Here is a 25,491-nt window from a genome sequence, read left to right on the forward strand (position 1 = left end):
TTTCTGGCGCGGTCGCTGTGTCGCGACGCGGCCTGCCAAGGGCGCTGTGCCAGACTGCGGTGGACCAGGGAAACCACGGCGGCACGGGAGAAATCGGCGTAACCATGACTGTTGCCCTGGCCCCAGGAACCGACGGCGCCAAGAGCGGGCCGGAGCGGTTCGCGGAGTTCCTGCGGATCTACGCCTCGGTCAACACCCGCATCGCCTACGCCACCGACCTGGGCATTCCCCTCGAGTGGGTGCCCGGGTACGTCGCGCCGGATCCGGGCCGACGCCGTGGCCGGCGGCGCCGCGAGCAGGCGAGCGGGCTGGAGTGGCTCGTCTGGTGTGTCCGCAACGGGATCGACTCGTTCGCCGAGGTCCGGGTCGACCACGTCGAGCGCTGGCTCGACGACCTGGCCCGCGCGGGGTACAGCGCCGCCACCCGCGGGCGGATGCTGTCGGCCGTGTCCGCGTTCTACCGGAAGTACCTGCTGCGGGAGGGGCTGGCCGCGCACAATCCCGTCGCCTTGGTGGATCGGCGGGCCCAGCAGGTCAACCGCGCGGCGGGCACGCCGTCCGCCACCAAGCGGTGGTCGTTCGAGGCGTGCCGGGCGTTGCTGCTGGCCGCCTACCTGCTGGCCGAGCACCGCCGCGACGGGCGCCGTGACCGGGCGATGGTCGAGATCCTGATCGGCACCGGGGTCCGCGCGGAGGAGCTCGTCGGCGTCAACCTGCTCGACTATCGGCGCGCCGCGCAGCGGGACATCGGCGTGCTGCGGGTGCACGGCAAGGGCGGTAAGGACCGTGAGGTCGCGCTGGCCGTTCCGGTCGCCGACGCGGTCGACGCCTACCTCGCCCAGCGCCGCCCGGCCGCGGTGCCCGCGCTACGCGGAGACGTCGGCCCCCGGCCCGCCGAACCGCTGTTCGTCACCAGCACCGGCCGTCGAGTCCATGTGTCCCATGTGGACGCCGTGCTGCGCCGGCTGTGCGCGACGTTCGCGCCGGAGCCCGGCACCGCGCCGCCGCGGGCGCGCTGGCTGGCCGATCTCCTCGCGACCGCGCAGGCGGCGTTCATCGCCACGCACCTGGGCCCGCTGCGGGACGCCATCCACCCGCATTCCGCCCGGCATTCCTACGCCACCCACGCGAAGGAACGGGGTGTGGGGCTGCGCCAGGTCCAGCAGGACCTCGGCCACACCTCACTGTCCACCACCGAGATCTACCTGCACGACGAGGACAGCATCCGCGACTCCGCGGCGCACGAACTGTCCCCCGCCCTGCACCGTGGCTGGCTGGCCACCGGCCCGCTCACTACGATCCGGGAAACCGTCCGGCCGCAAGAGGAGTGACCCGTGCCCGAACCCGCCGCGCTGAAGGCGGACTGCGCGAACTGCTTCGGGCTCTGCTGCGTCGCCCTCACCTTCACCCGCTCGGCCGACTTCGCGATCGACAAGGCCGCCGGGGACCCCTGCCACAACCTCCAGGCGGACTTCGGCTGCGGCATCCACGACCAGCTGCGGCCACGCGGGTTCCCCGGCTGCTCCGTCTACGACTGCTTCGGTGCCGGGCAGCGGATCTCGCAGAGCACCTTCGGCGGGCGCAGCTGGCGGGACGAGCCCGGGACGGCCCGGCAGATGTTCGCCGCGCTGCCGGTGATGCGGCAGCTGCACGAACTGCTCGCCTACCTGACCGAAGCGCGCAGCCTCGACGCGGCCCGCGAGCTGCACGAGGACCTCGGGGCCGCGATCGAGGAGACCGAACGGCTCGCCGCGAGTGACCCCGAAACGCTGCTCACGGTCGACGTCGGCGAGCAGCGCGGCCGCGTCAACGAGCTGCTCCTGCGGACGAGTGAGCTGGTGCGCGCCGCTGTCCCCGGAAAGAAGAAGGACCGGCGCGGGGCCGACTTGATGGGTGCGAAGCTCAAGGGCGCCGACCTCCGCGGTGCGAACCTGCGCGGCGCGTACCTGATCGCGGCGGACCTGCGCGGGGCCGATCTGCGGCTGGCCGACCTGATCGGCGCGGACTTCCGGGACGCGGACCTGCGCGGGGCCGATCTCACCGGTTGCCTGTTCCTCACCCAGTCCCAGGTCAACGCCGCCCGCGGGGACGCCGCGACGAAGCTTCCGCCGGGTCTCACGCGTCCCGCGCATTGGTGACTTTTCCGTTCCGCGCCAAGCAGTCCTGCGCCGAGGCGCGGAAGGCGGCCACCAGCGGGTTGTGGTCCGCGGCCCGGGTGGCCACGACGACCTTGCCCGGCTCTACGCCGTGCAGCGGGATCGTGGTGAGGTCGCCGCGGAGGCCGGCCGCGTGCAGGGCGGCCGGGACGATGGCCACGGCCTGTCCGGCGGCGATGTATTCGAGCTTGTCCTCGATGGACTCGGCCAGTGGCCCGTCGGGGGCGGGGCGGCCGTCCGGGCGCGGGTCGATGCGCCAGTACGCGTCGAAGTCCCGGTTCGGGAAGCGCGGGATCGGCTCGCCCTCGATGTCCTCGAGCGTCACCGACTCCTTGCCCGCCAGCCGGTGCCCGAGCCGGACGAGCAGCAGCTTCGGCTCGTCGTAGAGCGCCGTGACGTGCAGCCCGTCGGGGTCCAGCGGCAGCCGGGTGATCACCGCGTCCACCCGCTGGTCGGACAGGGCCTCGCGCGCCTCGTTCCATTCGAGGTGCAGCGTGTGCACTTCCGCACCGGGGTGGCGGTGACGCAGGTTCTGCACCGCGGGGGTGACGATCAGGCCCGCGGTGTAGCCGACGGTGATCCGGGTGGGCTGCGCGGCGGCGCGGGCGGCGGCCGTGGCCTGCTCGGCCGCACGCAGCAGAGCGTGTGCGCGGGGGAGGAACGCCTCCCCCGCCTCGGTGAGCCGGGTGCCTTGCCGCGTGCGGTCGAGCAGACGGGCGCCGACCTGGGCTTCGAGCTGGCTGATCTGCCGGCTCAGCGACGGCTGCGCGATCCGCAGCTCCGCCGCGGCCCGGCCGTAGTGCAGGTGTGACGCGACGGTGGTGAAGTACCGCACCAGCCGAAGGTCGAGATCCGTCATGCCTCGATCGTATTACCTGGTCCGAAACAGGTCTTTGATCATCGCGGGCGCGCGGTCCTAGCGTGGGATTCATGCCTGCTGACAACGAAATCCCGGTGCGCCGCTTCTATCAGGCGCTCGTCACCGGAGACACCGAGCTGGTCGACGCCGCCCTCGCGGCCGACTGGGAAACTGTCCCGCCGCTGCGCACCGGCAGCGGCCCGGAGGGGTGGAAGGCGACCATCGCCCACCTCCGGGGCGCCTTCGGCGAGCTGGAAACCGAGATCGAGGACGTCGTCGTGAGCGGGGACCGGGTCGCGGTGCGGGCGGTCACCCGCGCGAAGCACACCGGCCCGCTGCTCGGGGTCGAAGGGACCGGCCGCGAAGTCGAGTTCCGGGCCGCCGACTTCCACCAGGTGGTCGACGGCCGGATCGTGCGGACCTGGCACCTGGAGGACTACTTCGGGATCGCGCAGCAGATCGGCCTGGAGTTCACCCGTGGCGCTTGACGGGAAGACGGCGGTGGTCACCGGCGGGTCGCGGGGCATCGGGTACGCCTACTGCCGGCGGCTCGCCGCGGACGGGGCGAACGTCGTAGTGATCGACATCGACGACCCGTCGGACGCGGTCAAGACGCTGGACGGCGGCGACCACCTGGGCCTGGTGTGCGACATCGGCGAGCCGTCGCAGGTCGACGCCGCGGCTGCCGCGGTCCTCGACCGGTACGGGCGCTGCGACATCCTCGTCAACAACGCCGGCATCTTCCCGATCGCCGACCTCGACCACGTGACCCTCGAGCTGTGGCGCAAGGTGCAGGCGGTCAACGTCGAAGCGATCCTGCTGTTCGCCCGGGCGTTCGCGCCGGGGATGCGGGCCGCCGGGTGGGGGCGCGTGGTCAACACCGGCTCGGGCATCACCCTGACGCAGAACCGCGACCTCGTTTACCTGACCAGCAAGGGCACCGTGCACGCGCTGACCCGGGCGCTCGCCAACGAGCTGGGCGAGGGCGGCATCACGGTCAACGCGATCGCGCCCGGGCTGGTGCCGACCGAGGGTTTCCTCGGCCGCGCCCGGGCGAACGGCCCGACCGCCGACGAGGTGTTCGCCCGGGTGACGGCCTTGCAAACCGTCAAGCGCCCGTCGGTCCCGGCCGACCTCGCCAACGCGCTGGCCTTCCTGGTCTCCGACGACGCCGCCTTCATGACCGCGCAGATCCTGCACGTCGACGGCGGCGTCACGCGGACGGGGGCCTGACCGTGCTCGAAACGCTCGCCGACCGCGCGGAGGCCGGGGTCGTGATCGTCAACCACCCGCGGTTGTTCAGCCGCTCGGGCCTGCCGTCCCAGCTGGAGCCCTGGCGGTCGATGAACGCCGGGACCGGCTGATCGAGCTCCGCACCGGTTTCGGCCTCGACGAGATGTCGCCGGTCGGCGCGGCGGGCCGCGTCCGGGTGCCGACGTTCGTCTACCAGGTCCACGACGACGTCATGACCAGGCCGTCCGACGTCCAGGCGGTCTTCGACGCCATCCCCGGCGACGTGCCGAAGGAGCTGTCCTGGATCCACGGCACCACCCGCCGCTGGGACGGATACCGCCACTTCCAGCAGGAACCGGGCCGGATCCTGGACTGGCTGGCCCGGCACTCGCGCTGATCGTCACCTGCTCACGGGCCGGGTCGCGCCGACCACAACGCCGTTCACGCGGGCGAGCCAGCTGCCGCAGAAGCAGCGCACGTAGTCGGCCCGGCTGCCGGCCGAGCCGGGGACGGTCGCGGAGGCGGGCAGCTCGGCCAATGGCCAGCCGCAACGGGGGCAGCGGGTTTCTTCCATGACCCGAGCATGATGTAATGGTTCAGTGCACTTCAACCCTTACGGCGGTTCGGGCGCCCAGGTGGCCGCCGACCTGGCCACGCTGAGCCTGCGCGCGGACGTCGGCGCCGCCGAGGTGCTCGCTGTCGCGCGCACGCACGCGATGGCGTTGACCGAGGTCACCGAGGACGAAGCCGTGCGCATCCTGGCGTGGGGCCGCCGGCTGTGGGAGGTGTTCGGCGCTCCGCCCGGCCGCCGCGTCGACCTGGTGAACGACCTGCTCGCCACCGCGGCCTGCCGCCCGTACATCTCGCGTCACGACGGCAGGCCGCCGCACCTGCACTACTCGAGCGAGGGCGCGGGGCGCGTCGAGCGGGTGTACGGCTACACCGCGGGCGGCCTGGCGCACCTGGTGTGCGAGGAGCCGGACCGGCTCGGGCTGTGTGCCCGCGAGGGCTGCGGGGTCGCGTACGTGGACACCTCGCGCAACGGCCGCCGTCGTTACTGCTCCACCCGGTGCGGGACGCGGGTCGCCGTCGCCGAGCACCGCGCCCGTCAGGCGAGCGCGTAGGCCCGGGGTTCGTCTGTCCACACGGGACAAAAAAGGCGGGGAGCTCCCCCGCCTCTTCCAACTTATAGCGCACCCCGGGGCTTGCGGCAAGCCCCCCGTGCCGGACCAGAATCGCCTCCTCGGACCGTTCTATCAGGGGGTTTTCTTGTTCGACGTGATCATCGCCGGCGGCGGGTCGACCGGCGTCATGCTGGCCGCGGAGCTGCGGCTGCACGATGTGGACGTGCTCGTGCTGGAGCGGGACGCGAAGCCGACGAAGGTCGTCCGCGCGCAGGGCCTGCACACGCGCAGCCTCGAAGTGCTGGACCAGCGGGGGTTGCTGGAACGGTTCCTCGCGCTCGGCACGCAGCACCCGGTCGGCGGCTTCTTCGCCGGCATCCCCAAACCGCAGCCGGACCGGCTGGACACCACGTACCCGTTTGTCCTCGGCCTCCCGCAGACCACCACCGACCGGCTGCTGAACGAGCACGCCGCCGAGCTGGGCGTCGAGATCCGGCGCGGTGCCGAGCTGGCCGGGCTGAGCCAGGACGACGGCGGGGTGACCGCCGAGCTGGCCGACGGCACCCGGCTGCGCTCGCGTTACCTGGTCGGCTGCGACGGCGGCCGCAGCACGGTGCGCAAGCTGCTCGGCGTCGGGTTCCCCGGCGAGCCCGCGCGGCACGAGTGGCTGCTGGGCGCGGTGGAAGTCACTGTGCCCCAGGAGGAACTGATGCCCGCGGTGATGAAGATCTACAAGGAACGCGGGGGTTTCGGCGCCGTTCCGCTCGGAGACGGGGTGTACCGCTTCGTCACGCCGGCCGCCGGACTGGCCGAGGACCGCACCGTCCCGCCGACGCTGGAGGAGTTCAAGCAGCAGGTCCGGGCGCTGGCCGGCACCGACTTCGGCATCCACTCGCCGCGCTGGCTCTCGCGTTTCGGCGACTCCACCCGGCTGGCCGAGCACTACCGCGCCGGCCGCGTGCTGCTGGCCGGCGACGCGGCGCACGTCCACCCGCCGACCGGCGGGCAGGGGCTCAATCTCGGCATCCAGGACGCGGTCAACCTGGGCTGGAAACTGGCCGCCGAGATCACCGGCTGGGCGCCCGGCGGGCTGCTGGACAGCTACGAGGCCGAACGGCACCCGGTGGCCGCCGACGTGCTGGACAACACCCGGGCGCAGATCGAGCTGGGCTCACCCGAGCCGGGGCCGCGGGCGGTGCGCCGGCTGGTGTCGGAGCTGATGGACTTCGAGGAGGTGAACCGGTTCCTGATCGGGAAGATCAGCGCGACCGGGATCCGCTACGACTTCGGCGAGGGCCACGAGCTGCTCGGCCGCCGGCTGCGGGACGTCACGCTGAAGCGCGGCCGCCTCTACGAGCTGATGCACGAAGGCCGCGGGCTGCTGCTCGACCAGACCGGCCGGCTCTCGGCCGCGGGCTGGGCGGACCGGGTCGACCACGTCGTCGACGTCAGCGAGGAACTGTCGGCGCCCGCGGTCTTGCTGCGACCGGACGGGCACGTCGCCTGGGCCGGTGAAGATCAGGAGGATCTGGTGCAGCAGCTGCCGAGGTGGTTCGGCGCCGCCGTCGGCTGAATCGGCCGGGGCCCGGTCATCCGGAACGGGCCCCGGCTCACGCGAACTTGGCGTCGTGGTCGCGAATGCGGGCGATCACGGTGTCCAAAATGGCCTCGAGAGCGGCCGTGTCGTGATGGGCCTGCGCCAGGATCAGGCCGCCCTGCACGGCGGCCAGCAGGGCCAGTGCGAGGCCGTCGGCATCGGTCCCGGGCCGCAGCGTGCCGTTGTCGATCATCGCTGCCAGACCGCCGCGGATCGCGTCGGACCAGGCGGTGAAACTGCGCGCGAGAGCGTCGCGGGCCCACGGGCTGCTGTCGGACAATTCCGCGGAAAGGGTGCCCAGCGGGCAGCCGCCGGCACCGTGCTGCTGCCGGGCCGCTTCCACCACGACGTCTCGCCACGAGCTGAGGGCTTCGAGGCTGTCGAGCTTGGCCAGCAAGGGTTCCTGATGGGACAGGATGGCCCCGGCCTGGAAGGCGATGACCGCCTTGGTGAGGTCGTCCTTGTCCGCGAAGTAGTGGTAGATCTGCGACGAGCTGACCCCGGCGGCATCGCGGACCGCCGGGGTGCTGGTGCCGGCCACCCCGTGCCGGTACATGAGGCCGGCCGCGGCCTCGACGATCCGGTCCCGGGTCGCCCGGCCTTTCCGCGTGCTCGGCGGCTCCTGCTGCGCGACGTGTGACGACATCCGACTCCCTCGTTCTGGATTTGACTATCCAATCTTAGCGGGGCTATTTTGGATAGGTCGATCCATTCCGTCTCGAACCCGAAGGAACACGATGATCTTGGTCACCGGCGCGACCGGCAAGGTCGGCTCCGAAGCCGTCCGGCTCCTCGCCGCGGCACACCACCCCACGCGCGCGCTGGTCCGTGACCCGGCTCGGGCACCCGGCGGCGACGTCGACATCGTCACCGGCGACTTCGACCGGCGCGACACGCTGGACGCGGCCATGCGCGACGTCGACACGGTCCTGCTCGTCAGCCCGGCGGTGCCGGCCCAGGAGATGGCCGTGATCGACAGCGCGCTGGACCACGGCGTCCGGCACATCGTCAAGATCACCAGCAAAGCGTCCGCCGACTCCCCGGTGGAACGGCGGCGAGGACAGGCGCGCATCGAGGAACACCTGACCGCGAGCGGGATGGCGTACACACTGCTGCGGTCGAACGCGTACCTGCAGAATCTTCTCGTGATGGCCCCGATGGTCCGGCAGACGCGGAGCTTCGTGATGTCCGCCGGTGACGGCCAGGTCGGCATGATCGACGCCCGTGACGTCGCCGCCACCGCCGCGGCGATCGCGACGGCGCCGTCCGGGCACGCGGGCCGGGCCTACTGGCTGACCGGTCCCGATCTGCTCACCTATGACGACGTCGCGAAGGAACTCGCTGCCGCACTGGGACATCCGGTCGAGTACCGCCGGCTCTCGCCCGACGAGCACCGGGCGGTGATGGTCCGGGCCGGCGTGCCCGAGGCCGTCGCGAAATCCAATGCCGAAGCCTTCGGCCTGATCGCCCAAGGTGATGCCGCCTGGTTGTCGGACGACGTGGAATCGCTGACCGGGACCCGGCCGCGCAGCTTGCACACCTTCGTCGCCGATCACCTGAACGCCTTCGCCTGATTCCGGCCCTTATGGCTTACGCGCCCGGATCGAGAGCTGGAGCGGGCTGTCGCCGCCGCCTTCGGCGAAGCTGTCGAGGACGAGGCCGGCGTCGAGGAACATCGACAGCAGGTCCGGCAGTGGCCAGTGCGCGGCGCCGACCTTGTCGCGCAGGCCCCGGTCGGTCCAGGAGTCGGTGGTCCACCCGCGTTCGCGGTAGCCACGGCGCAGGACCAGCGCGGCCGGGTCCGAGCGGTCGGCGAAGCCGCCGCAGAAGCACGGGTGCACTCCAATGTGGACGAACACTCCGCCCGGCTTCAGCACCCGCGCGGCTTCGCGTACCACGCTCGGATAGCCGGGCATGTCGGTGTGCACGAGGACCGCGACCGCCGCGGGCACCGAGCCGTCGCGCAGCGGCAGGCGCTCGGCGTCCGCGCGGGCGACGGGCAGCCGGGGTTTCGCGTAGCGCAGCATCTCCCCCGACAGGTCGACGCCCACCGGGGCGCGGCCCAGCGCCCGTACGGTCTCGGCGTGCACGCCCGTGCCACAGCCGATCTCCAGGCACGGCCCGCTGCCAGGGCCGAGCAGCGTCGCCAGCGCGAGCCCGACCTCCAACGGGTCGTCGTCGCCCTGCCCGGCGAGGAACTCCTGCTCGTACCAGTCGGCGATGTCGTCGTAGCGTGCCCGCATGCCTCAGGTCTAGCGGCAGCCGGCCGGCCCGGCGAGCGTTTTTGCTGACGGCGTAAGGCTTGAGCGGGGGCCAGGGACGCGAGGACGATTTCCCGCGCCCCGCCCGCATGACGCCGGACAGCAGCTCCACGGTGAGGCGGTTCGCCGATGTCGCGGAATTCCCCGCGTGAAATGCCGTCCTGGACGACGTTCTCCACTTCGGCCACGATCTCGTGGAACGGGCTCTCCGGCCCCTTGGTCGGACGGCGGCGAGGCACTTGGCCGGAACATCAGCTGCACGACCGGGTCGGTGAACGCAGCCAAGACCGCCTCGACGATCCCCCGAGCCGCGAAGTCGCCGGCCGGACCGGGCCGCGATGTGGCCCATGGTGATCGATTCGCAGTCGCGCTCCAGCAGCAGTTGCCGCATCGCTTCGGCGAGGTCGGCCCACACCATCTCGTGGTGCTGGCGCCCCGGATCCGCGGCACCCCGTCATCCTCCCCTATCAGGGGTGCCACCCGAATACGCCAGAAAGGGGCCACTGAGTTGAGATCGGGCTGGTCAGGTGTGGTGCGGGTGTGGCGGGGTGTGATCTTTAAGCTGGTGCGGTTGAGGTTGGTGAGCGTACTGGGGTGGCGGGTTGACGGCGATCGATCGGACTGCGTACCCGCGGTTCAAGCGTGTGGTGTCGTCGAAGGAGCTGGTGGAGGCGTTCACGCCCTCTGAGGGGGAGGTGGCGTGGGCGAGGTCGAAGGTGCGGTCCGAGGCGCCTGACCAGGTGGTGGCGTTGCTGGTGTGGCTGAAGGCGCACGCGCGGCTGGGGTACTTCCCGAAGCTGGACGCGGTGCCGCAGCTGGTGGTGGAGCATGTCGCGGCCGCGATCGGGGTTGATTCCGGTGTGGCGGCGCGGGTGGCGGCGGTGCGGACGGCGAAGCGGTACCGGGAGTACGTGCGGGAGTTCCTCGGGGTGCGGTACGAGTCGGCGATCGTGCGGAAGGTCGCCGAGGAGGCTGTGCGGGAGGCGGTGACGAAGAAGGACAACCCGGCGGATCTGATCAACGTGGCGCTGGACGAGCTGGTGCGCCAAGGCTGCGAGCTGCCGGGGTATACGACGCTGGATGCGTTGGTGGCGGGGATCCGCACGGAGGTCAACGGCGGGTTGCAGGCCACCGCGTACGGGCGGATGGCGTGGGAGTCCCGCAGCCGGTTGGAGCGATTACTGGTGGTGGATCCGGCGACGCGGCGCAGCGAGTTCGACCGGCTGAAGGATCCGGCGCCGGCGGCGACGGTGGCGAAGTTCCGGGCCCGGCTGGCGCGGTTGCAGGTGCTGGACGCGATCGGCCCGACCGAGGAATGGCTTGCGGGTGTCACAGCCGCGAAGATCGCGCATTTCGCCGGTGAGGCCCGGGTCGCCGACGCCGATGACATGCGCAAGACGGGTGAGGCGAAACGGTTCACGCTGCTGGCGTGCCTGGTGCATCAGGCGAGGATCGAGACCCGCGATGACGTGGTGACGATGTTCTGCAAGCGGATCGCGGCGGTGCACAAACGCGGCAAGGACAAGCTGGACGAGCTGCGGGAAGCGCACCGGGGCGAAACCGAGCGGCTGATCGGCGTGTTGGGCAAGGTGGTCGCCGGCGCCCGCGACGCCACCGCGGTCACCGCGACAGGGCGGGGTCGTCCGGTGGGGGTGGCACGCCGACAGCAGCAGTTGGGACAGTCGGTGCTGCACACCCTCGACGCCGAAGGCGGGATCGAGGAGGTCGCCGCGGCGCTGGAGGCGGTGACGGCCTATCACGGCAACAACTATCTGCCGCTGCTGGAACGGTTCTACCTGCCGCACCGGCCGACCCTGTTCGACATGGCCGGCTCGCTGGAGCTGGTGGCCACCAGCGCGGACCGCGACGTGCTCGACGCACTCGATTTCGTGCGGGAGGCGCGGGACCGGCGCGCCGAATGGATCCCCGACGTGCTGCACGTGGAGCGGGACGGCGCGACGGTGACAGTGCGGGCCCAGGTGGAGAATTTCGCGTCACAGGCGTGGCGAAAGGTGTTGCGGGACAAGCACAAGCCGGGGATGGTAGCGCGCCGGCATCTGGAGGTGTGCGTGTTCTCCCACCTCGCGGCGGAGCTGCGGTCCGGGGACATCGCCGTGGTGGGCGCGGACTCCTACGCCGACTTCACCGCGCAGTTGCTGCCGTGGGAGGACTGCGAGCCACGCTTGGCGGAGTTCTGCGAGCAGGCCGGGATCCCGGCCGACCCGGATGAGCTGGTGGCGCATTTCCGGGAGCAGCTGGCGGATGCCGCCGAGACGACGGACGCGGGGTTCGAGGCGAACACCGATCTGCGGATCGTGGACGGCCGCCCGGTGCTCACCCCGCGCCGCGGCGGTGAACGCAGTGCCTCGGCGATCGCGCTTGAGCAGGCGATTCATCAGCGGCTGCCGGAGCGCAGCCTGCTCGACATCCTGACCCGCGCCGCGTACCTGACCGGCTGGGACCGCCATCTCGGACCGGCGTCAGGGTCGGATCCGAAGATCCGCGGGGACCGGATGGGCCGCTACGTGCTCACCGCCTACGCCTACGGCACCAACCTCGGCGCGACCGAGGTCGCCCGGCACATGCGCGGCACCGTGTCGGCGCACGAGATCTCCACCGCGGGCAACAAGCACTCCACAGCGGGCAAGGTCGCGCAGTGCTCCACCGACGTGATCAACGCCTTCGCCGAGCTGGACGTCGCGGGGGTGTGGGGTGACGGGAAGGTCGTGGCGGTCGACGGCTCGCAGATCGACACGTGGGAAAACAATCTGCTGGCCGAGACCCACATCCGGTACGGGGGATACGGCGGGATCGCCTATCGGCACGTGTCCAACACCTACATCGCGCTCTTTTCCCGATTCGTGCCCTGTGGCACGTGGGAGGCGATCCATATCGTCGACGGGCTCCTCAACAACGACTCCACGATCGACCCTGACACCATTCATGCCGATACGCAAGGCCAGTCCCTGCCGGTTTTCGGTCTCGCCGCGCTGCTGGGATTCGACCTGCTGCCCCGTATCCGGAATTGGGCGGATCTGAACTTCTACCGGCCTGACGAGGCAGCCGGCTACCGTCACATCGACAGTCTCTTCGGTGACGACGTCATCGACTGGGAGCTGATCAGCCGCCACTGGCAGGACCTGATGCGCACCACGATCTCCATCCGCGAGGGAGCCGTCTCGTCGGTGACGCTGCTGCGGCGCCTGGGTAACCATTCCCGCAAGAACCGTCTCTACCGCGCGTTCCGTGAACTCGGGCGGGCTATCCGCACGATCACGCTGCTGCGGTTTCTCAACGATCCGCGGCTGCGGGAGCAGATCACCGCGATCACCAATAAAGCCGAAGGGTTTCACAAGTTCTCCGACTGGATCATGATCGGCGATATTCTGGGGCACAACGACCCCGACGTGCACGAACGGATCGTGAAATTCAACGAGCTGGCCGCCAACTGCGCCATTTATTCGTCCGCGCTGGACATCACCGACGCGGCGAACACACTGGCCGCCGAGGGGCACCCGGTCGACTTCGACGACCTGGCCACGGTGACGCCGTACCTGACCCACACCATCCGCCGCATGGGCGACCTGGTGCTCGACCTCGCCGAACCCGAGCAACCGCAGACCCGTCTTGACCTGGAACCCAAGGTGCTCTTCCGCGCCGGCGCCTGACCCTGGCGACGTCGCCCAACTCGGGGCTACTGGCAGGCATCCCTACGGCGTCAGGCCAGGCCGGGTTCCGGCGGTAACTCGCTGGTCGGGCAGGATGTTGCTCGCCTCGGGCACCAGGTCCGGGGCGGTGGGTGTCCCCGGCGGTCGCGTGATCGGCGAGCGCCGGGGACCTGCCCGTGGCGGGTGTCAGGCGGGCCGGGGCGGATCGACCAGCTCGATGCCGATGGCCACGACGCCCAGCGCCTCGCGTTCGGGTGGGTAGATCTGGCGGATGTTGGCCAGCTGCTCGGCGCGGGTCGCCAGCGGGTTGACCGAGGCGACGTCCTGGTGGTCGAACATCTCCTCGAAGGTGGCGTACCGGTTGACGCCGGTGACGCGGGTGAGGACCTGGTCGCCCTGGCAGCGGAACCGGATCAGCGACCCTTCTTTGATCTTGCGGCGGCTGGAGTCGTTGACCCGGATCTCCGTGGTTTTCCGGCCGGTGGCGATCAGGTCGAAGTAGCGCTTGTAGATGCCCATCTCGTGGGCGCGGACGATGGTTTCGGTGGGGCGTGCGGTCATCAGGCGGCCTAGTTCCTTGACGGTGAACGAGCGGAAGAAGTGTTTCGGGTCGGTCAGCAGCTCGCCGACCAGCCAGACCAGGGCGTCGACGTAGTCGTCAACCGGGCCGGGCCAGGCGGTGGTGTCGAGCATCCAGGGCTCGACGTCGGCCGGCAGCGCGCCCTTGCCCTGCTCGCGCAGCAGGGACTTGGACAGTTTCGCCCCGGTCGGGGCGAGCACCTGCGGCGTGAAGATCCGGACCGGCATGTGCGCTGGCGGGGTGTCCAGGGCGCCGAGGGCGCCGTCGACGAGCTGGCAGCCGAAGACCCAGTCGCCGCCCTTCATCATCACGTGCAGCGTGCCGGAATCGCGGCCGAACGCGCGTTCCTTGACCAGGTTCCGGTACAGGGTGGCGAGGTCGAGGTAGGGCGCGTCGTCTTCGGGGTCGATGTGCGCCTCGTAGGGGCCGTGGTCGAAGCAGACCGCGGTGAACGTGGCGCCGTCCTCGTCCAGGTGCGCGAGTTTGGTGCGGTCACCGCGTTTCTCCGCCCACCCGCAGTCCGGGCACGGCACTCGGACGTGCACCTGTCCGTGGGAGGGGGCCATCCACCAGCGGATGTCCTCCAGCCGTTCCAGGGTGCGCAGGAACTCCACCCGGAACGCGGGGGTGGCCTGCTGGTCGGTGTAGGTCTCCACCGCGTAGTCGGTGTCGGTCGCCTCCGACAGCGACCGGAAGAAGCCCTGATAGTAGCCCTCGATCAGCTCGCCGATCTTCGCCTTGCCCAGGGCGTGGTAGTAGGTCTGCTGGTAGGCGTGGTGGGTCTCCGGGTCGAGGACGACGTCGTGCGGGGCGTTGTCCAGCGCGCCGAAGCGGACGACGGTGTCGATGGAGAACTCCCGGCGGGCGATCTTCGCGAGCAGGAACGCCGCGGTCTGCACGAGGTTCGTCCCGAGGTGCGGGGCGCCGTTGATCTGGGTGCCCACCACGAACTCGATCCGGGATGGCCGCGCGGCGAGCACGCGGGGGCGCAGGATGTCGATGGAGCGCAGCAGTGCGTTGGCCAGCACGCTGTTCGGCGAGATCAGCAGCGACGGGGTGCTGACTGGTTTCCCGTTGCGGTTCAACGAGTTCACGCTCCTCGGCTGGGTTTGGGCAGGCGCAGGTTGGCGCAGATGAAGTCCAGTCGCGCCGCGGCGGAGTCGGGGGCGACGAACACCGGTTCGTAGCCGGCGTCGTAGTAGCCCTGCACGATGAGTTCGTGCACGCGGCGGATCTCGCGGTCCTTGGCCCATACGATGTCGTCGGGGTCCTCGAAGGTGTCCAGCGGATCGAGCACGAAGATCGCGTCGTAGCGGTAGGTCCGGGTCGCCTCTTCCAACTCGGTGGTCGGCTTGAGGCCGAAGAACCCCTCCCAGCCGTAGCCGTCGGGGATGCCTCGGTTGTAGAACCTGATCCCGCCGGTGTGCGCGGTGTACTCGGCGATGAACGCGGAGAGGACCTCCAGCGAGTACTCGCGCCGGTCCTCGCGCAGCAGGTGGCGGCCGAGCCGTTCGCGGTGCTTGCGGTAGATCTCCCGGCCGGGTTCCTCGGCCATGCAGGGAATCCCGGCGGCGTGCACCGCCTCGATCAGGTCGTCCTTGCCGGAGCTGGGGCCGCCGGTGATGACGTAGCGGCGGGGATCGCCGGTCGCCGCCGCCTCCAGTGCGGCGGCCAGGGCGGTGTTGGTGCTGGTCACGACAACTGTCCGTTCTTCTCGGGGGTGTGTTCGAGGTCTGGGGTGCGGGGCAGGAAGCCCTCGGTCCAGGCGTTGCCCAGCCCGGTTTCGCCGTGCAGGGAGTGGACGAACTGCTCGCGGCTGGCGCCGCCGCCGGCGGCCTCGGTCAGCCGGGACGCCTGCGCTCCGGTCAGCGGCGGGGTCCAGCCGGTCAGCGCGACCAGCGCGTCGACGTCCTGGTCGGGGTCGAACGCGGTGGTGTAGCCGATCGCCTCGGCGCGGGCCACCGCCCACCGCCAGGCCGCGGTCACCGCTGTGTGGAGGATGTCCATCCGGTCCGCCCGCAGGCTGATCAGCCGCTCGACGGCCAGCAACTCGGCGCGGGCGGCGTAGATCGCCGACCACAACCGGGACAGCTGTTCCTCGTGCTCGGCGACCTCCCAGGCGAACGGGTCGGGCTGGACCGGCTGCCGCTCGGTCACCGGCGCCAACCTGGGGGCGATCATCGGGGAGCGGGTGAACCGGTCGGCATCGGCCAGCAATTCCCAGGCGACCTTCTCGATCAACCTGGGTTCGACCCGCTTGCGGAAGTGGTGCACCTCGTGCCCGGACTGCTCCGCGGCCAGGTCCCGGCGGACCGTGAGGTTCTGGCCGGGCTCCGCCGGGGGCAGCCCGAACAGCGCCCGCGCCGCCGGGGCGTAGCGGGTGTCCGGGAACCGGGCCAGCAGACCGCGCAGGGTGCCGTCCAGCGCCGCGGTGCGACTGGCGTCGTCGGCGGGGTCGACCGCTCTGGCGACGATCCCGCGCAGGTCGAGCAGCACCGGGTCCGCGGTGGCCGGGGTGACCGGCAGCCCGCGGCGCAGCAGCCGCCCGATCGCGGCGACCACCTCATCCTCTACTGGGCTTTTTGTGGGCATGGTGTCGAGTCAAGCACGGCGCCCACAAAAAGCCCAGTCCTCCGTGCCGGTGACAAGGAAACGAGGACAGGCCCTGACCAGGTCCGATCCGTCACGGTCGTGTGGTGGCCAGATCCGCCGGGAAGGGCGATGCTGGTGACATGACTACTGTGCATGAGCTGCGCCAAGCCGGGGCGGTGATCTGGAGAGCCGCCATCGACCTGGGAATCGGCGACGACGACACCGTGTCCGGCGTAGCCGAATCCGACCACCTCACCGAGGACGCCGCACGGAACTGGGTCGAGCGGGAGCTACCGCGAGCGGAGTTCCCGGACTGGGTCGCCCGGCGCCCGCACGGCGTCGCAGGGGCGTTCCTGTACGGCAGCGTCACCCGCGGCTACCTGACCGCCGACGAGCCGGAACCGTCCTGGGAACCCGACTTGGACACGCCGGACTGGGACGCCGACCTGGTCGACGGCACCGTGCGCTGGCGACAGAGCGATTGAGCGGCGGTGGATGTCGTGGAGCACTCGGCGCGATCGGAGATCCTCGGCCTGCTGTACGCGACCACCCGCTTCTACACCACCGCCGGGCGCCTGGCCCCGGCCCTGACGGGCCTCCCGCTGTCCGAGGAGGAGCGTGAGCTGGCGCGGGACCGGCTGCGGCGAGTCCGTGCCGCCGCCGACTGGGCCGAGCAGGCGGTGACCACTGGAGACACCACCATGCCGCCGGACGTCGCGGCCGTGCTCACTCACCGACGCCGCCGACACCGGCCAACCTGAGTCAGCCGCCGGCGGCGTACCGATCTCGCAGCTCGGCGCACTCGGCCTCACCAAGGCTGGCCACCTCGACCAGGCGCAGCCCGCCCGCGGTCAGCGCCTCGCGTGACCACCAGAAGTCGTGATCGCCCTCGTGGGCGTAACCCTCGCCTACCCACTCGTACTCATCCCCGGTGTCCAGGTCGATCAGGTCCGGGTTTGTGCTGGTGGCGGGCGCTTGATCAGGGCTGGTCATGGATGGGCTTCTCCGTGAAGTACGCGGAATCCGTCGAGCGTTCGCCCTTGAGCCATGCCGTGGTCTCGGCCATCGAGTCGGCGAGCCCGGACGGGTTGATCACGGCGTAGACGAGGTCGCTGAACTCCCGGCGGGCTTGCTGATCGGCAGCGGAGAGGCCGCGCTTTTCCTTGCGTGCCCAGTATTCCTGCTCGGCCTCCAACCGCGGCAACAGTTCGTCGCGGGTGTGGGTGGTCAGGTCGTCTCGGGTGAGCCGCTGGAATCGAGCCATCGGAACGCGCCCCTTTCTCAGTCGTAGATGTTGGACACGGCGAGCTGGTGGCGTTTGCCGGGGTGTCCCTCCGGCAGCAGGCACACCAGGTACTCGCCGGGCTCGGCATCCTCGGACATCGATTCGGCGGTGAACCGGCACCGGGGCGCGTCGACGTCGACCGGGCGCGCGGTGGTGTCGTTCACGCCGGTGACCGCCGTGGCGGGGTCGGACAGCTGCGCCAGCAGCTCGCCGGGGTTCCCGGCCGGGGTGAAGGCACCGGGAATCTCGCCCAGCTCAGCCCGCCATGCGTCCAGGTGGGGCGCGAAGAAGGAGGTGTCGGGCACCAGGCCCCAGCCGTGCTCGAACCCCTCGGGCTTCTCCGGCTTCGCGTCCGGGTCCTCGGCCAGCGCGGCCAGGTGCACCGCGAGCTGCTTGCGGAAGGCGGTGACGTCGCCGGCGAACCGCTCGTGCGCGGCCTGCTTGCTCGTACCCAGGCCCCGACCGATCTGCGTCCAGCTCAGCCCCCGCTCGTGGCTGGCGATCACCGCCGCGCGGAGCAGATCCTCGGCGCGGGCCCGCGCCCACGACGCGGCCTCGATCAACACCGTCGACGGCACTCCGTCCGGTCGGTGCGCCTCGGGCACGATCGACCGGAACGCGGCTTCCAGCGTCGACCACGCGGCTTCGGCCATCGCGACGCGGGCATGATCGGCGGCGGTGTAGGACCCGAACGGACGCGCGGCCTCGTCGGCCACCGGCCCGCCCGAATCCGGCGGCACGGTGCTCTCGCTCATTCAGCATCCTCCGACTCTTCGTTCGAGCGTCAAGATTACCTTGACGCTCGCCGACGGCGGAAGAAACCGTCAGGGTGAACTTGACGATGTGGATTCGCATAAATGACCAGTTGTGAGAGTTCTGCGAACGGGCCCATCCGGGCCGGAGATCCCCAGGTCGCGATTCGCACAACACCTCGCAGAACTACCCATGGTTTTGACAGAGTTCTGCGAGACTGACGGGCATGCAACTCGGACCCGACGACGCCGCGGCCGCGGTCGAACGCCACCCCTGCCCGCAATGCGACGTGCCCGCCGGCAGTGCCTGCCGCACCCGCGCCGGGAAGACCGCCGCGAAGTACCACACCGCGCGGTTCATCCTCGTGCCGTCGCTGCGCGACGACCTCACCGTGCCCGTCCCGGCCGACCGCGCACCCGGCAAGAAGTGGACACAGGGTCCGGAGGTCGCCCCGGCGGCACCGGAGCCGAGCGGGGCGCCGATCCGGATCGGCTACGCCCGCTGCTCGACCGCCACCCAGGAGTTGCAAAGTCAGCTCGACGCGCTTGCGGCCGCGAAGTGCACGCGGGTGTTCTCCGAGAAGATCAGCACCCGCATCCGGGTGCGCCCCGAATTCGAGGCCGCGCTCGCCCTGGCCCGCGAGATCAAGACCGCGGCACCGGATCAGCCGGTGATCCTGACCGTGCACGAGATGAAACGCTTGGCGCGCAACGCCGCCGAGCTGATGACGCTCTCGGCGACCTTACAGTCCACCGGAATCCAATTGGAGCTGCTGTCCGGGCCGCTGATCGGGATCTACGACCCGCACGGCATGGGCTCCATGCTCTTCGCCGTGCTCGCCGTCGCCGCCCAGCTCGACCGCGACTACATCCGCGATAAGACCCTCGAAGGCCAGCAGGCCGCCGCCGCACGCGGCAACCACGGCGGCCGGCCCAAAGTGATCGACGAAGACGACGTGCTCTTCGCCCGCGCGCTGCGCGACAAGGGCACCCCGATGCCCGACATCGTCAAGAAGCTCACCATCAAAACCGGCAAGAACGCCGGCGACCATCCCTCAGTCGCCTCGCTCTACCGCGCCCTCGCCGAGGAGGTGACCAGCTGATGGGCGCCACAGGATGGTCCCGGTGGAGGCAGAAGCGACGCCGCACCCCGGACGAGACAGCCGAACGTGCCGAGATCCGTGCACTGTGGCACCTCGCCAAGCAAGTCCCGACCAGGAAGTTGTTGCGCGATCCGGAAACCGGGCGGTACATCGGCGTCGACCGCCACCACAGCATGCTGGAAGTCCTTGTCAGCGACCTCGACTTCACCGACCCGCGCACCGACGACGTCCCCGACGCGGTCGTCACCGCCTACCACCTCGGCAGCGCGTGGCGGCCCATGCCACCGCCGATCATGCGGATGCACACCCCGCTCAACGACACCGGCACGTCCCGAACCTGGCGCGAGGCCGGCGACCTGCTCGACTTCAACGACCACACCGGCGCGATGAACACCTCCGCTGCCGAACTGGCAGACCTGCACGCACAACTGAACCGGGCGCTACACGCCTGACCAGGACCTACACGAAACAGTGGCCCCTTTCTGGCGTATTCGGGTGGCACCCCTATCACGGCCGGCGGTCACGCCGTGGCTCCCTTCGGGTAGTGGCGGCGCACGCCGGCGGCCATGACGCGGTCGAGCACACAGGTCAGACGGGTGCGCAGGGCGGCGAGGCGGTTCGCCGTAGCGACCCCACGTGCGGCCACCTCCGTGCGGACGCCGCCGGGCTCGATCACGACCACCTGCACGCCCAGCGGCACCAGCTCCCGGCGCAGCGAATCGCTGACCGCTTCCAGGGCGAACCACCCGCCGCCACTCCGCCATCGGCAGGGCTTCGGCCGGCGCGTTCACCTGGATGCCCGCGTTGTTGACCACTGCGTGCAGCTCTCGCGGGTCGTCGACGCCCCGGTCACGGCAATCAGCTGCTCGGCCACAACTCAGACGGTCCCCCGCCGCTTGGTCCAGATGTCGTAGGCCACGGCCGCGAGCAGCACGATCCCCTTGACCAGCATCACGCGCTCGCTCGGGGCGCCGATCAGGGACATGCCGTTGTTGATCACCGCCATGATCAGCCCGCCGGTGATCGCGCCGACCACCTTGCCGACGCCGCCCTGCACGGCCGCGCCGCCGATGAACGCCGCGGCGATCGCGTCGAGCTCGAAGTTCACGCCCGCCGTCGGCCCGGCCTGGTTGAGCCGCCCGGCGAAGATGATCCCCGCGAGCGCGGCCAGCACGCCCATGTTGACGAAGATCCAGAACGTCACCGACTTGACCTTGACCCCGGACAGCGTCGCGGCCTGGAGGTTGCCGCCGACCGCGTAGACGTGCCGGCCGAACACCGAGCGGCCCGCCACCAGTGAGTAGCCGACCACCAGCACGGCCAGCAGGATCAGCACCCACGGCAGGTTCTTGAACCGGGCCAGCTGCACGACGACGGCGAGCACCAGGATCGCGGCCCCGGCCACCTTCGCGACGAACACCGGGTACGGGTCGACCTCCTGGCCGTAACCGAGCTGCGCGGAGCGCTTGCGTTGCTGCGTCACGGCGATGGCGGCGACCGCGACCACCCCGGCGAGCAGGCTGGTCAGGTCGGCGCCGCCGAGCGGGCCGAGGCCGATGTTGCCGAGGTAGCCGTCGGTGAAGCCGTTGGACAAGGTGCGGATCGCGTCGGGGAACGGGCCGATGCCCTGGTTGCCCAGCACGGTCAGGGTGAGCGCGCGGAACGCCAGCATCCCGGCCAGCGTCACGATGAACGCCGGGATGCCGAAGTAGGCGACCCAGTAGCCCTGCCACGCGCCGATCACCGCGCCGGTGACCAGGGTGACCAGCACCGCGATCGGCCACGGCACGTGCAGGTTCACCATCAGCACCGCGGAGACCGCGCCGGTCATCGCCACCACGGACCCGGCGGACAGGTCGATGTGGCCGGAGATGATCACCAGGATCATGCCGACCGCGAGGATCAGCACGTAGGAGTTCTGCACGATGATGTTCGAGATGTTCTGCGGCTCCAGCAGCGCGCCGCCGGTGAGCACCTCGAACAGCACCACGATCAGCGCGAAGGCGACGTAGATCCCGCTCTGGCGCGGGTTGATCGAGATCCGCCGCGCGGGGGCGGCGTGCGGGGGCGCTGCGGGCCGGGCCGTGTCTGTTGCAGTCATTGCCGTTCCTTCGTCATGTACTGCATCAGCAGTTCCTGGGACGCCTGCGCCCGGGTGGCCTCACCGGTCACCCGGCCCGCGGACAGAGCGTAGATCCGGTCGCACAAGCCGAGCAGCTCCGGCAGCTCGGAACTGATCACCAGGATCGCCTTCCCCTGTGCGGCAAGGGAGTTGATGATCGAGTAGATCTCGAACTTCGCGCCGACGTCGATGCCGCGGGTCGGCTCGTCGAGGATCAGCACGTCCGGGTCGGTGAAGATCCACTTGGCCAGCACGACCTTCTGCTGGTTGCCGCCCGAGAGCTTCCCGGTCACGCTGCGCACGCTCGGCGCCTTGATCCGCAGGTCACGGCGGAACCGCGCGGCGGTGTCATGCTCGGCCGGCTCGTTCACCCAGCCGCGGCGCGCCAGCTTCGGCAGCCCGGCCGCCGAGACGTTGCGCTGGACGTCTTCGATCAGGTTCAGCCCGTAGCGCTTGCGGTCCTCGGTGGCGTACGCGAGGCCGTGGCGGACGGCGTCGCGTACCGAACGCACCTCGATCGGCACACCGTCCTTCACCAGCCGCCCGGAGATGGCGGTGCCGTAGGAGCGGCCGAACACGCTCATCGCCAGCTCGGTCCGGCCCGCGCCCATCAGCCCGGCCAGGCCGACCACCTCCCCGCGCCGCAGCGTCAGGTTGGCGCGGTCGACCACGACCCGGCCCGGCTGGGTCGGGCTGTGCACGGTCCAGTCCTCGATCCGCAGCACCTCCTCGCCGATGTCGGGCTCACGCGGCGGGAAGCGGTGCTCGAGGTCGCGCCCGACCATGCCGGTGATCAGCCGTTCCTCGGTCAGGCCGGCGGCGTCGAGGGTGTCGATCGTGCGGCCGTCGCGCAGGATCGTGACGGTGTCGGCGATCGCGATCACCTCGCCGAGCTTGTGGGAGATGATCACCGACGTGACGCCCTCCTCGCGCAGCCCGCGCAGCAGGTCGAGCAGGTGCGCGGAGTCGTCGTCGTTCAGCGCCGCGGTCGGCTCGTCGAGGATCAGCAGCCGCACCTGTTTCGACAGCGCCTTCGCGATCTCCACCAGCTGCTGCTTGCCGACGCCGAGGTCGCGCACCGGCGTCACCGGGGCCTCCGCGAGGCCGACCCGCCGCAGCAGCTCGGCCGCCTCGTGGTTGGTGCGGTTCCAGTCGACGAACCCGCGCCGCGCCCGCTCGTTGCCGAGGAAGATGTTCTCCGCGATCGAAAGCTGCCCGCACAGCGCCAGCTCCTGGTGGATGATCACGATCCCGCGGCGCTCGCTGTCGCGGACCGAGCCGAACCGGCACAGATCGCCGTCGAACCGGATCTCGCCCTCGTAGCTGCCCTGGGGGTGGACGCCGGAGAGCACCTTCATCAACGTCGACTTCCCGGCGCCGTTCTCCCCGCAGATCGCGTGGATCTCCCCGCGGCGCACGGAAAGGGTGACGTCGGCGAGCGCGGTGACCCCGGGGAAGGTCTTGGTGATCCCGCGCATGCCGAGCAGCTCGGTCGTCTCCAGCCCGGTCATTTCAGCTCGCCCGCGGTGTAGTAGCCGGAGTCGACGAGCTCCTTCTGGTAGTTGGCCTTGTCGACGACCACGGGCTGCAGCAGGTAGGACGGCACGACCTTCTTGCCGTTGTTGTAGTCGGTGGTGTTGTTGACCTGCGCCTTGCCGCCCTTGAGCACGCTGTCGGCCATCTTCACGGTGACGTCGGCGAGCTTGCGGGTGTCCTTGAAGACGGTCGAGTACTGCTCGCCGGCGATGATGGACTTGACCGACGCGACCTCGGCGTCCTGGCCGGTCACCGGGGGGTAGGGCTGGCCGGCGGTGCCGTAGCCGTTGCTCTTCAGCGCCGACAGGATGCCGATGGAAAGCCCGTCGTAGGGCGAAAGCACGCCGTCGACCTTCGCGCCGCCGGTGTAGGTCTTGGTGAGCAGGTCCTCCATGCGCCGCTGCGCGGTGGCCGGGTCCCAGCGCAGGATCGCGGTCGGCGCGAAGGTGGTCTGGCCGCTCTTCACGACCAGCTTGCCGCTGTCGATCAGGGGCTTGAGCACGGACATGGCGCCGTTGAAGAAGTAGGTCGAGTTGTTGTCGTCCGGGGAGCCGCCGAACAGCTCGATGGTGAACGGGCCCGGTCCGGTGCCGAGGCCCTTGAGCAGCGAGTTCGCCTGCTCGACGCCGACCTTGAAGTTGTCGAAGGTGGCGTAGTAGTCGACGTTCGGGCTGTTGGTCAGCAGCCGGTCGTAGGCGATCACCGGGATCTTGTGGTCGGCCGCCTCCTGCAGCTGCGTGGTCAGCGAGGTGCCGTCGATGGAGGCGATCACCAGCAGCCGGGCGCCCTTGGTGATCTGGTTTTCGATCTGGTTGACCTGGGTCGGGATGTCGTTCTCGGCGTACTGGAGGTCGACCTTGTAACCGAGCTTCTCCAGCGCCGACTTGATGTTGTCGCCGTCGTGGATCCAGCGCTCGGACGACTTCGTCGGCATCGTGACCCCGACCAGCGCCCCGGCCGCCGAACCGCCCGACGGGGCCTCGTCGGCGGTCTTCACGCTCGACCCGCAAGCGGCCAGCGTCAGGGCCAACGCCGCGGCTGTGACTCCTCGGATCCCTCGGATGAACTTCATTGTTCGTGCTCCTTTCAGAAGCCCTGGGCGAGCCGGTAATAGGCCTGGTTCCAGCGGATCCGGTCAGCGAAGCCGGGGCCGGTGGTGGCGTCGTCGATGACCAGCAGCTCGACGCCGAGCAGGTGGGCGAAGTCGCGCAGCGTCTCCAGCGGCACCGCCTGGGTCAGCACGGTGTGGTGCGGCGCGCCGGCGGTGATCCACGACTCCGCGGACGTCGCGAGCGAGGGCGAGGGCCGCCAGACCGCGCGCGCGACCGGCAGCCCGGGCAGCGGCTCGTCCGGCGGGACGACGTCGATTTCGTTGGCCACCAACCGGAACCGGTCGCCGAGGTCGGCCAGGCCGAGCACCACGCCGGGGCCGGGCGCGGCGTCGAACACCAGCCGCACGGGGTCCTCGCGGCCGCCGATGCCGAGCGGGTGGATCTCGCAGGACGGCCGGGCGGCGGCGATGCTCGGGCAGACCTCGAGCATGTGCGCGCCGAGGATCTTCGGCTCCCCCGGCCCGAAGTGATACGTGTAGTCCTCCATGAACGAGGTGCCGCGGCCGGTGCCCTCGCCCATCGCCTTCACCGCGGCGAGCAGCGCGGAGGTCTTCCAGTCCCCCTCGCCGCCGAAGCCGTAGCCGTCGGCCATGAGCCGCTGCACGGCCAGCCCCGGCAGCTGCCGCAGCCCGCCGAGGTCCTCGAAATTCGTCGTGAACGCGCCGAAGCCGCCTTCGCCGAGGAACTGCCGCAGGCCCAGCTCCACCTTCGCCGCATACCGCAGCGACTCGTGCCGGGCGCCGCGCTCGGTCAGCTCCGGCACCACCTCGTACGCCTCGGCGTACTCGGCCACCAGGCGGTCAGTGTCCTTTTCGGACACCCCGTCGACCAGCTCGACCAGGTCGTTCACGCCGTAGGTGTTGACCGAGACGCCGAACCGCAGCTGGGCCTCCACCTTGTCGCCCTCGGTGACGGCGACGTCGCGCATGTTGTCGCCGAACCGGGCCAGCCGCAGCCCGCGCAGGTGGTCCGCGCCGATCGCGGCCCGCGCCCACGCGTCGATCCGCCCGACCAGCGCCGGGTCGGCCGCGTGCCCGGCGACGGTCTTGCGCGGCACGGCGAGCCGGGTCAGCACGTGCCCGAACTCGCGGTCGCCGTGGGCGGCCTGGTTGAGGTTCATGAAGTCCATGTCGATGCTCTGCCACGGCAGCGCCTCGTTGAGCTGCGTGTGCAGGTGCAGCAACGGCTTGCGCAGCGCGGACAGCCCGCCGATCCACATCTTCGCGGGCGAGAAGGTGTGCATCCAGGCGATCACGCCGACACACTCGGCGTCGGCGTTGGCCTCGAGCAGCAGGCGGCGGATCGACGCGGCCTCGGTCAGCACCGGCTTCCCGATCAGCTCCGCCGAGAGGCGCCCGGATGCGGCCAGCAGCCGCTGGATCTCCAGTGACTGGCCGGCCACCTGCGCGAGCGTGTCCTCGCCGTAGAGCGCCTGGCTCCCGGTGAGGAACCAGACCTGGGGCTTGTTCTGCGAAGGCATCGTTCTCCTCGTCTGCTGCGAACGGCCGGGC

29 protein-coding genes are annotated in these 25,491 nt (G+C 70.5%); 14 read left to right on the forward strand and 15 right to left on the reverse strand.

What is annotated here, in order from left to right; genetic code table 11:
- Positions 1 to 104: 104 nt before the first annotated feature.
- Together BMY97_RS06085 and BMY97_RS06090 are read left to right on the forward strand one after the other, a co-directional pair.
- Positions 105 to 1,331, forward strand: a complete 1,227-nt coding sequence (locus BMY97_RS06085; protein WP_091613716.1) for a tyrosine-type recombinase/integrase — start codon at positions 105 to 107, stop codon at positions 1,329 to 1,331.
- A gap of 3 nt (positions 1,332 to 1,334) precedes the next feature.
- Complete coding sequence (locus BMY97_RS06090; protein WP_091613719.1) at positions 1,335 to 2,138, forward strand: pentapeptide repeat-containing protein; 804 nt, start codon at positions 1,335 to 1,337, stop codon at positions 2,136 to 2,138.
- On the opposite strand, the gene BMY97_RS06095 is transcribed toward BMY97_RS06090, so the two are convergent.
- Positions 2,116 to 3,015, reverse strand: a complete 900-nt coding sequence (locus BMY97_RS06095; RefSeq protein WP_091613721.1) for a LysR family transcriptional regulator — start codon at positions 3,013 to 3,015, stop codon at positions 2,116 to 2,118. The two genes, BMY97_RS06090 and BMY97_RS06095, sit on opposite strands and share 23 nt — an antisense overlap.
- 71 nt (positions 3,016 to 3,086) lie before the next feature.
- On the opposite strand from BMY97_RS06095, the gene BMY97_RS06100 reads away from it, so the two are divergent.
- From BMY97_RS06100 to BMY97_RS06110, 4 genes are read left to right on the forward strand one after another with little or no spacing between them, the layout of a single operon-like run.
- On the forward strand, positions 3,087 to 3,503 hold the full coding sequence (locus BMY97_RS06100; RefSeq protein WP_091613724.1) for an ester cyclase: 417 nt from the start codon (positions 3,087 to 3,089) through the stop codon (positions 3,501 to 3,503).
- Complete coding sequence (locus BMY97_RS06105) at positions 3,493 to 4,248, forward strand: SDR family NAD(P)-dependent oxidoreductase (protein WP_091613730.1); 756 nt, start codon at positions 3,493 to 3,495, stop codon at positions 4,246 to 4,248. The genes BMY97_RS06100 and BMY97_RS06105 overlap by 11 nt, the downstream gene beginning before the upstream one ends.
- Positions 4,249 to 4,250: 2 nt before the next feature.
- Positions 4,251 to 4,379, forward strand: coding sequence for a hypothetical protein (locus BMY97_RS49050; RefSeq protein ID WP_281246882.1), 129 nt, complete (start codon positions 4,251 to 4,253; stop codon positions 4,377 to 4,379).
- A gap of 32 nt (positions 4,380 to 4,411) precedes the next feature.
- On the forward strand, positions 4,412 to 4,645 hold the full coding sequence (locus BMY97_RS06110; protein WP_177231204.1) for an alpha/beta hydrolase: 234 nt from the start codon (positions 4,412 to 4,414) through the stop codon (positions 4,643 to 4,645).
- 3 nt (positions 4,646 to 4,648) lie between these two features.
- On the opposite strand, the gene BMY97_RS46870 is transcribed toward BMY97_RS06110, so the two are convergent.
- Entirely contained in the window at positions 4,649 to 4,822 is a 174-nt protein-coding gene (locus tag BMY97_RS46870; RefSeq protein ID WP_177231205.1) for a hypothetical protein, read from the reverse strand.
- Positions 4,823 to 4,847: 25 nt separating this feature from the next.
- On the opposite strand from BMY97_RS46870, the gene BMY97_RS06115 reads away from it, so the two are divergent.
- A complete protein-coding gene (locus tag BMY97_RS06115; protein WP_091613735.1) occupies positions 4,848 to 5,372 on the forward strand; it encodes a CGNR zinc finger domain-containing protein in 525 nt (174 codons plus the stop codon).
- Positions 5,373 to 5,517: 145 nt separating this feature from the next.
- Positions 5,518 to 6,945 (forward strand): rifampin monooxygenase, encoded by a 1,428-nt coding sequence (gene rox / locus BMY97_RS06120; RefSeq protein ID WP_091614593.1) that lies wholly within the window; start codon positions 5,518 to 5,520, stop codon positions 6,943 to 6,945.
- A 37-nt stretch (positions 6,946 to 6,982) separates the two neighbouring features.
- On the opposite strand, the gene BMY97_RS06125 is transcribed toward rox, so the two are convergent.
- Positions 6,983 to 7,615, reverse strand: coding sequence for a TetR/AcrR family transcriptional regulator (locus BMY97_RS06125; RefSeq protein WP_091613739.1), 633 nt, complete (start codon positions 7,613 to 7,615; stop codon positions 6,983 to 6,985).
- A 91-nt stretch (positions 7,616 to 7,706) separates the two neighbouring features.
- On the opposite strand from BMY97_RS06125, the gene BMY97_RS06130 reads away from it, so the two are divergent.
- A complete protein-coding gene (locus tag BMY97_RS06130; RefSeq protein WP_091613745.1) occupies positions 7,707 to 8,543 on the forward strand; it encodes an SDR family oxidoreductase in 837 nt (278 codons plus the stop codon).
- A gap of 9 nt (positions 8,544 to 8,552) precedes the next feature.
- Here the strand turns inward: BMY97_RS06130 and BMY97_RS06135 are convergent, their stop codons facing one another.
- Positions 8,553 to 9,212, reverse strand: coding sequence for a class I SAM-dependent DNA methyltransferase (locus BMY97_RS06135; RefSeq protein WP_091613750.1), 660 nt, complete (start codon positions 9,210 to 9,212; stop codon positions 8,553 to 8,555).
- Between the two features lie 620 nt (positions 9,213 to 9,832).
- Between BMY97_RS06135 and BMY97_RS06140 the strand changes: the two genes are divergently transcribed.
- Positions 9,833 to 12,898, forward strand: coding sequence for a Tn3 family transposase (locus BMY97_RS06140; protein WP_091613753.1), 3,066 nt, complete (start codon positions 9,833 to 9,835; stop codon positions 12,896 to 12,898).
- 186 nt (positions 12,899 to 13,084) lie between these two features.
- On the opposite strand, the gene BMY97_RS48235 is transcribed toward BMY97_RS06140, so the two are convergent.
- The 3 genes from BMY97_RS48235 to BMY97_RS46880 are packed head-to-tail and all read right to left on the reverse strand — an operon-like array spanning position 13,085 to position 16,070.
- Positions 13,085 to 14,572 carry an ASCH domain-containing protein gene (locus BMY97_RS48235; RefSeq protein WP_245787176.1) on the reverse strand — a complete coding sequence of 496 codons (1,488 nt, stop codon included), beginning with the start codon at positions 14,570 to 14,572 and terminating at the stop codon, positions 13,085 to 13,087.
- Positions 14,569 to 15,174, reverse strand: a complete 606-nt coding sequence (locus BMY97_RS06150; protein WP_177231206.1) for an AAA family ATPase — start codon at positions 15,172 to 15,174, stop codon at positions 14,569 to 14,571. Before BMY97_RS06150 ends, BMY97_RS48235 begins: the two co-directional genes overlap by 4 nt.
- Positions 15,171 to 16,070 (reverse strand): hypothetical protein, encoded by a 900-nt coding sequence (locus BMY97_RS46880; RefSeq protein WP_177231207.1) that lies wholly within the window; start codon positions 16,068 to 16,070, stop codon positions 15,171 to 15,173. The genes BMY97_RS06150 and BMY97_RS46880 overlap by 4 nt, the downstream gene beginning before the upstream one ends.
- A 140-nt stretch (positions 16,071 to 16,210) precedes the next feature.
- On the opposite strand from BMY97_RS46880, the gene BMY97_RS06155 reads away from it, so the two are divergent.
- Together BMY97_RS06155 and BMY97_RS06160 are read left to right on the forward strand one after the other, a co-directional pair.
- On the forward strand, positions 16,211 to 16,555 hold the full coding sequence (locus BMY97_RS06155; RefSeq protein WP_143086133.1) for a hypothetical protein: 345 nt from the start codon (positions 16,211 to 16,213) through the stop codon (positions 16,553 to 16,555).
- Between the two features lie 6 nt (positions 16,556 to 16,561).
- Positions 16,562 to 16,831, forward strand: coding sequence for a DUF6192 family protein (locus BMY97_RS06160; RefSeq protein WP_091613767.1), 270 nt, complete (start codon positions 16,562 to 16,564; stop codon positions 16,829 to 16,831).
- Position 16,832: 1 nt separating this feature from the next.
- On the opposite strand, the gene BMY97_RS06165 is transcribed toward BMY97_RS06160, so the two are convergent.
- The 3 genes from BMY97_RS06165 to BMY97_RS06175 are packed head-to-tail and all read right to left on the reverse strand — an operon-like array spanning position 16,833 to position 18,110.
- Positions 16,833 to 17,063, reverse strand: coding sequence for a hypothetical protein (locus BMY97_RS06165; RefSeq protein ID WP_091613773.1), 231 nt, complete (start codon positions 17,061 to 17,063; stop codon positions 16,833 to 16,835).
- Entirely contained in the window at positions 17,050 to 17,334 is a 285-nt protein-coding gene (locus BMY97_RS06170) for a hypothetical protein (RefSeq protein WP_091613778.1), read from the reverse strand. Before BMY97_RS06170 ends, BMY97_RS06165 begins: the two co-directional genes overlap by 14 nt.
- A 17-nt stretch (positions 17,335 to 17,351) precedes the next feature.
- Positions 17,352 to 18,110 (reverse strand): hypothetical protein, encoded by a 759-nt coding sequence (locus BMY97_RS06175; protein WP_091613781.1) that lies wholly within the window; start codon positions 18,108 to 18,110, stop codon positions 17,352 to 17,354.
- A 224-nt stretch (positions 18,111 to 18,334) separates the two neighbouring features.
- On the opposite strand from BMY97_RS06175, the gene BMY97_RS06180 reads away from it, so the two are divergent.
- The gene (locus BMY97_RS06180) at positions 18,335 to 19,210 is read left to right on the forward strand and encodes a recombinase family protein (protein WP_091613785.1); all 876 of its coding nucleotides are present in this window, start codon (positions 18,335 to 18,337) and stop codon (positions 19,208 to 19,210) included.
- Positions 19,210 to 19,662 (forward strand): hypothetical protein, encoded by a 453-nt coding sequence (locus tag BMY97_RS06185; protein WP_143086134.1) that lies wholly within the window; start codon positions 19,210 to 19,212, stop codon positions 19,660 to 19,662. The genes BMY97_RS06180 and BMY97_RS06185 overlap by 1 nt, the downstream gene beginning before the upstream one ends.
- 68 nt (positions 19,663 to 19,730) lie before the next feature.
- On the opposite strand, the gene BMY97_RS48240 is transcribed toward BMY97_RS06185, so the two are convergent.
- The 5 genes from BMY97_RS48240 to araA form a co-directional block, all read right to left on the reverse strand.
- Positions 19,731 to 19,910 (reverse strand): hypothetical protein, encoded by a 180-nt coding sequence (locus BMY97_RS48240; protein ID WP_245787177.1) that lies wholly within the window; start codon positions 19,908 to 19,910, stop codon positions 19,731 to 19,733.
- A 177-nt stretch (positions 19,911 to 20,087) separates the two neighbouring features.
- The gene (gene mmsB, locus BMY97_RS06195) at positions 20,088 to 21,311 is read right to left on the reverse strand and encodes a multiple monosaccharide ABC transporter permease (RefSeq protein WP_091613790.1); all 1,224 of its coding nucleotides are present in this window, start codon (positions 21,309 to 21,311) and stop codon (positions 20,088 to 20,090) included.
- Complete coding sequence (gene mmsA, locus BMY97_RS06200; RefSeq protein ID WP_091613793.1) at positions 21,308 to 22,843, reverse strand: multiple monosaccharide ABC transporter ATP-binding protein; 1,536 nt, start codon at positions 22,841 to 22,843, stop codon at positions 21,308 to 21,310. The genes mmsB and mmsA overlap by 4 nt, the downstream gene beginning before the upstream one ends.
- Entirely contained in the window at positions 22,840 to 23,940 is a 1,101-nt protein-coding gene (chvE, locus tag BMY97_RS06205) for a multiple monosaccharide ABC transporter substrate-binding protein (protein WP_091613795.1), read from the reverse strand. Before chvE ends, mmsA begins: the two co-directional genes overlap by 4 nt.
- A gap of 14 nt (positions 23,941 to 23,954) precedes the next feature.
- Positions 23,955 to 25,460 (reverse strand): L-arabinose isomerase, encoded by a 1,506-nt coding sequence (gene araA / locus BMY97_RS06210; protein WP_091613798.1) that lies wholly within the window; start codon positions 25,458 to 25,460, stop codon positions 23,955 to 23,957.
- Between the last annotated feature and the right edge of the window lie 31 nt (positions 25,461 to 25,491).

The organism is Amycolatopsis saalfeldensis, from assembly GCF_900110575.1.
In the GTDB taxonomy this organism is placed as follows: domain Bacteria; phylum Actinomycetota; class Actinomycetes; order Mycobacteriales; family Pseudonocardiaceae; genus Amycolatopsis; species Amycolatopsis saalfeldensis.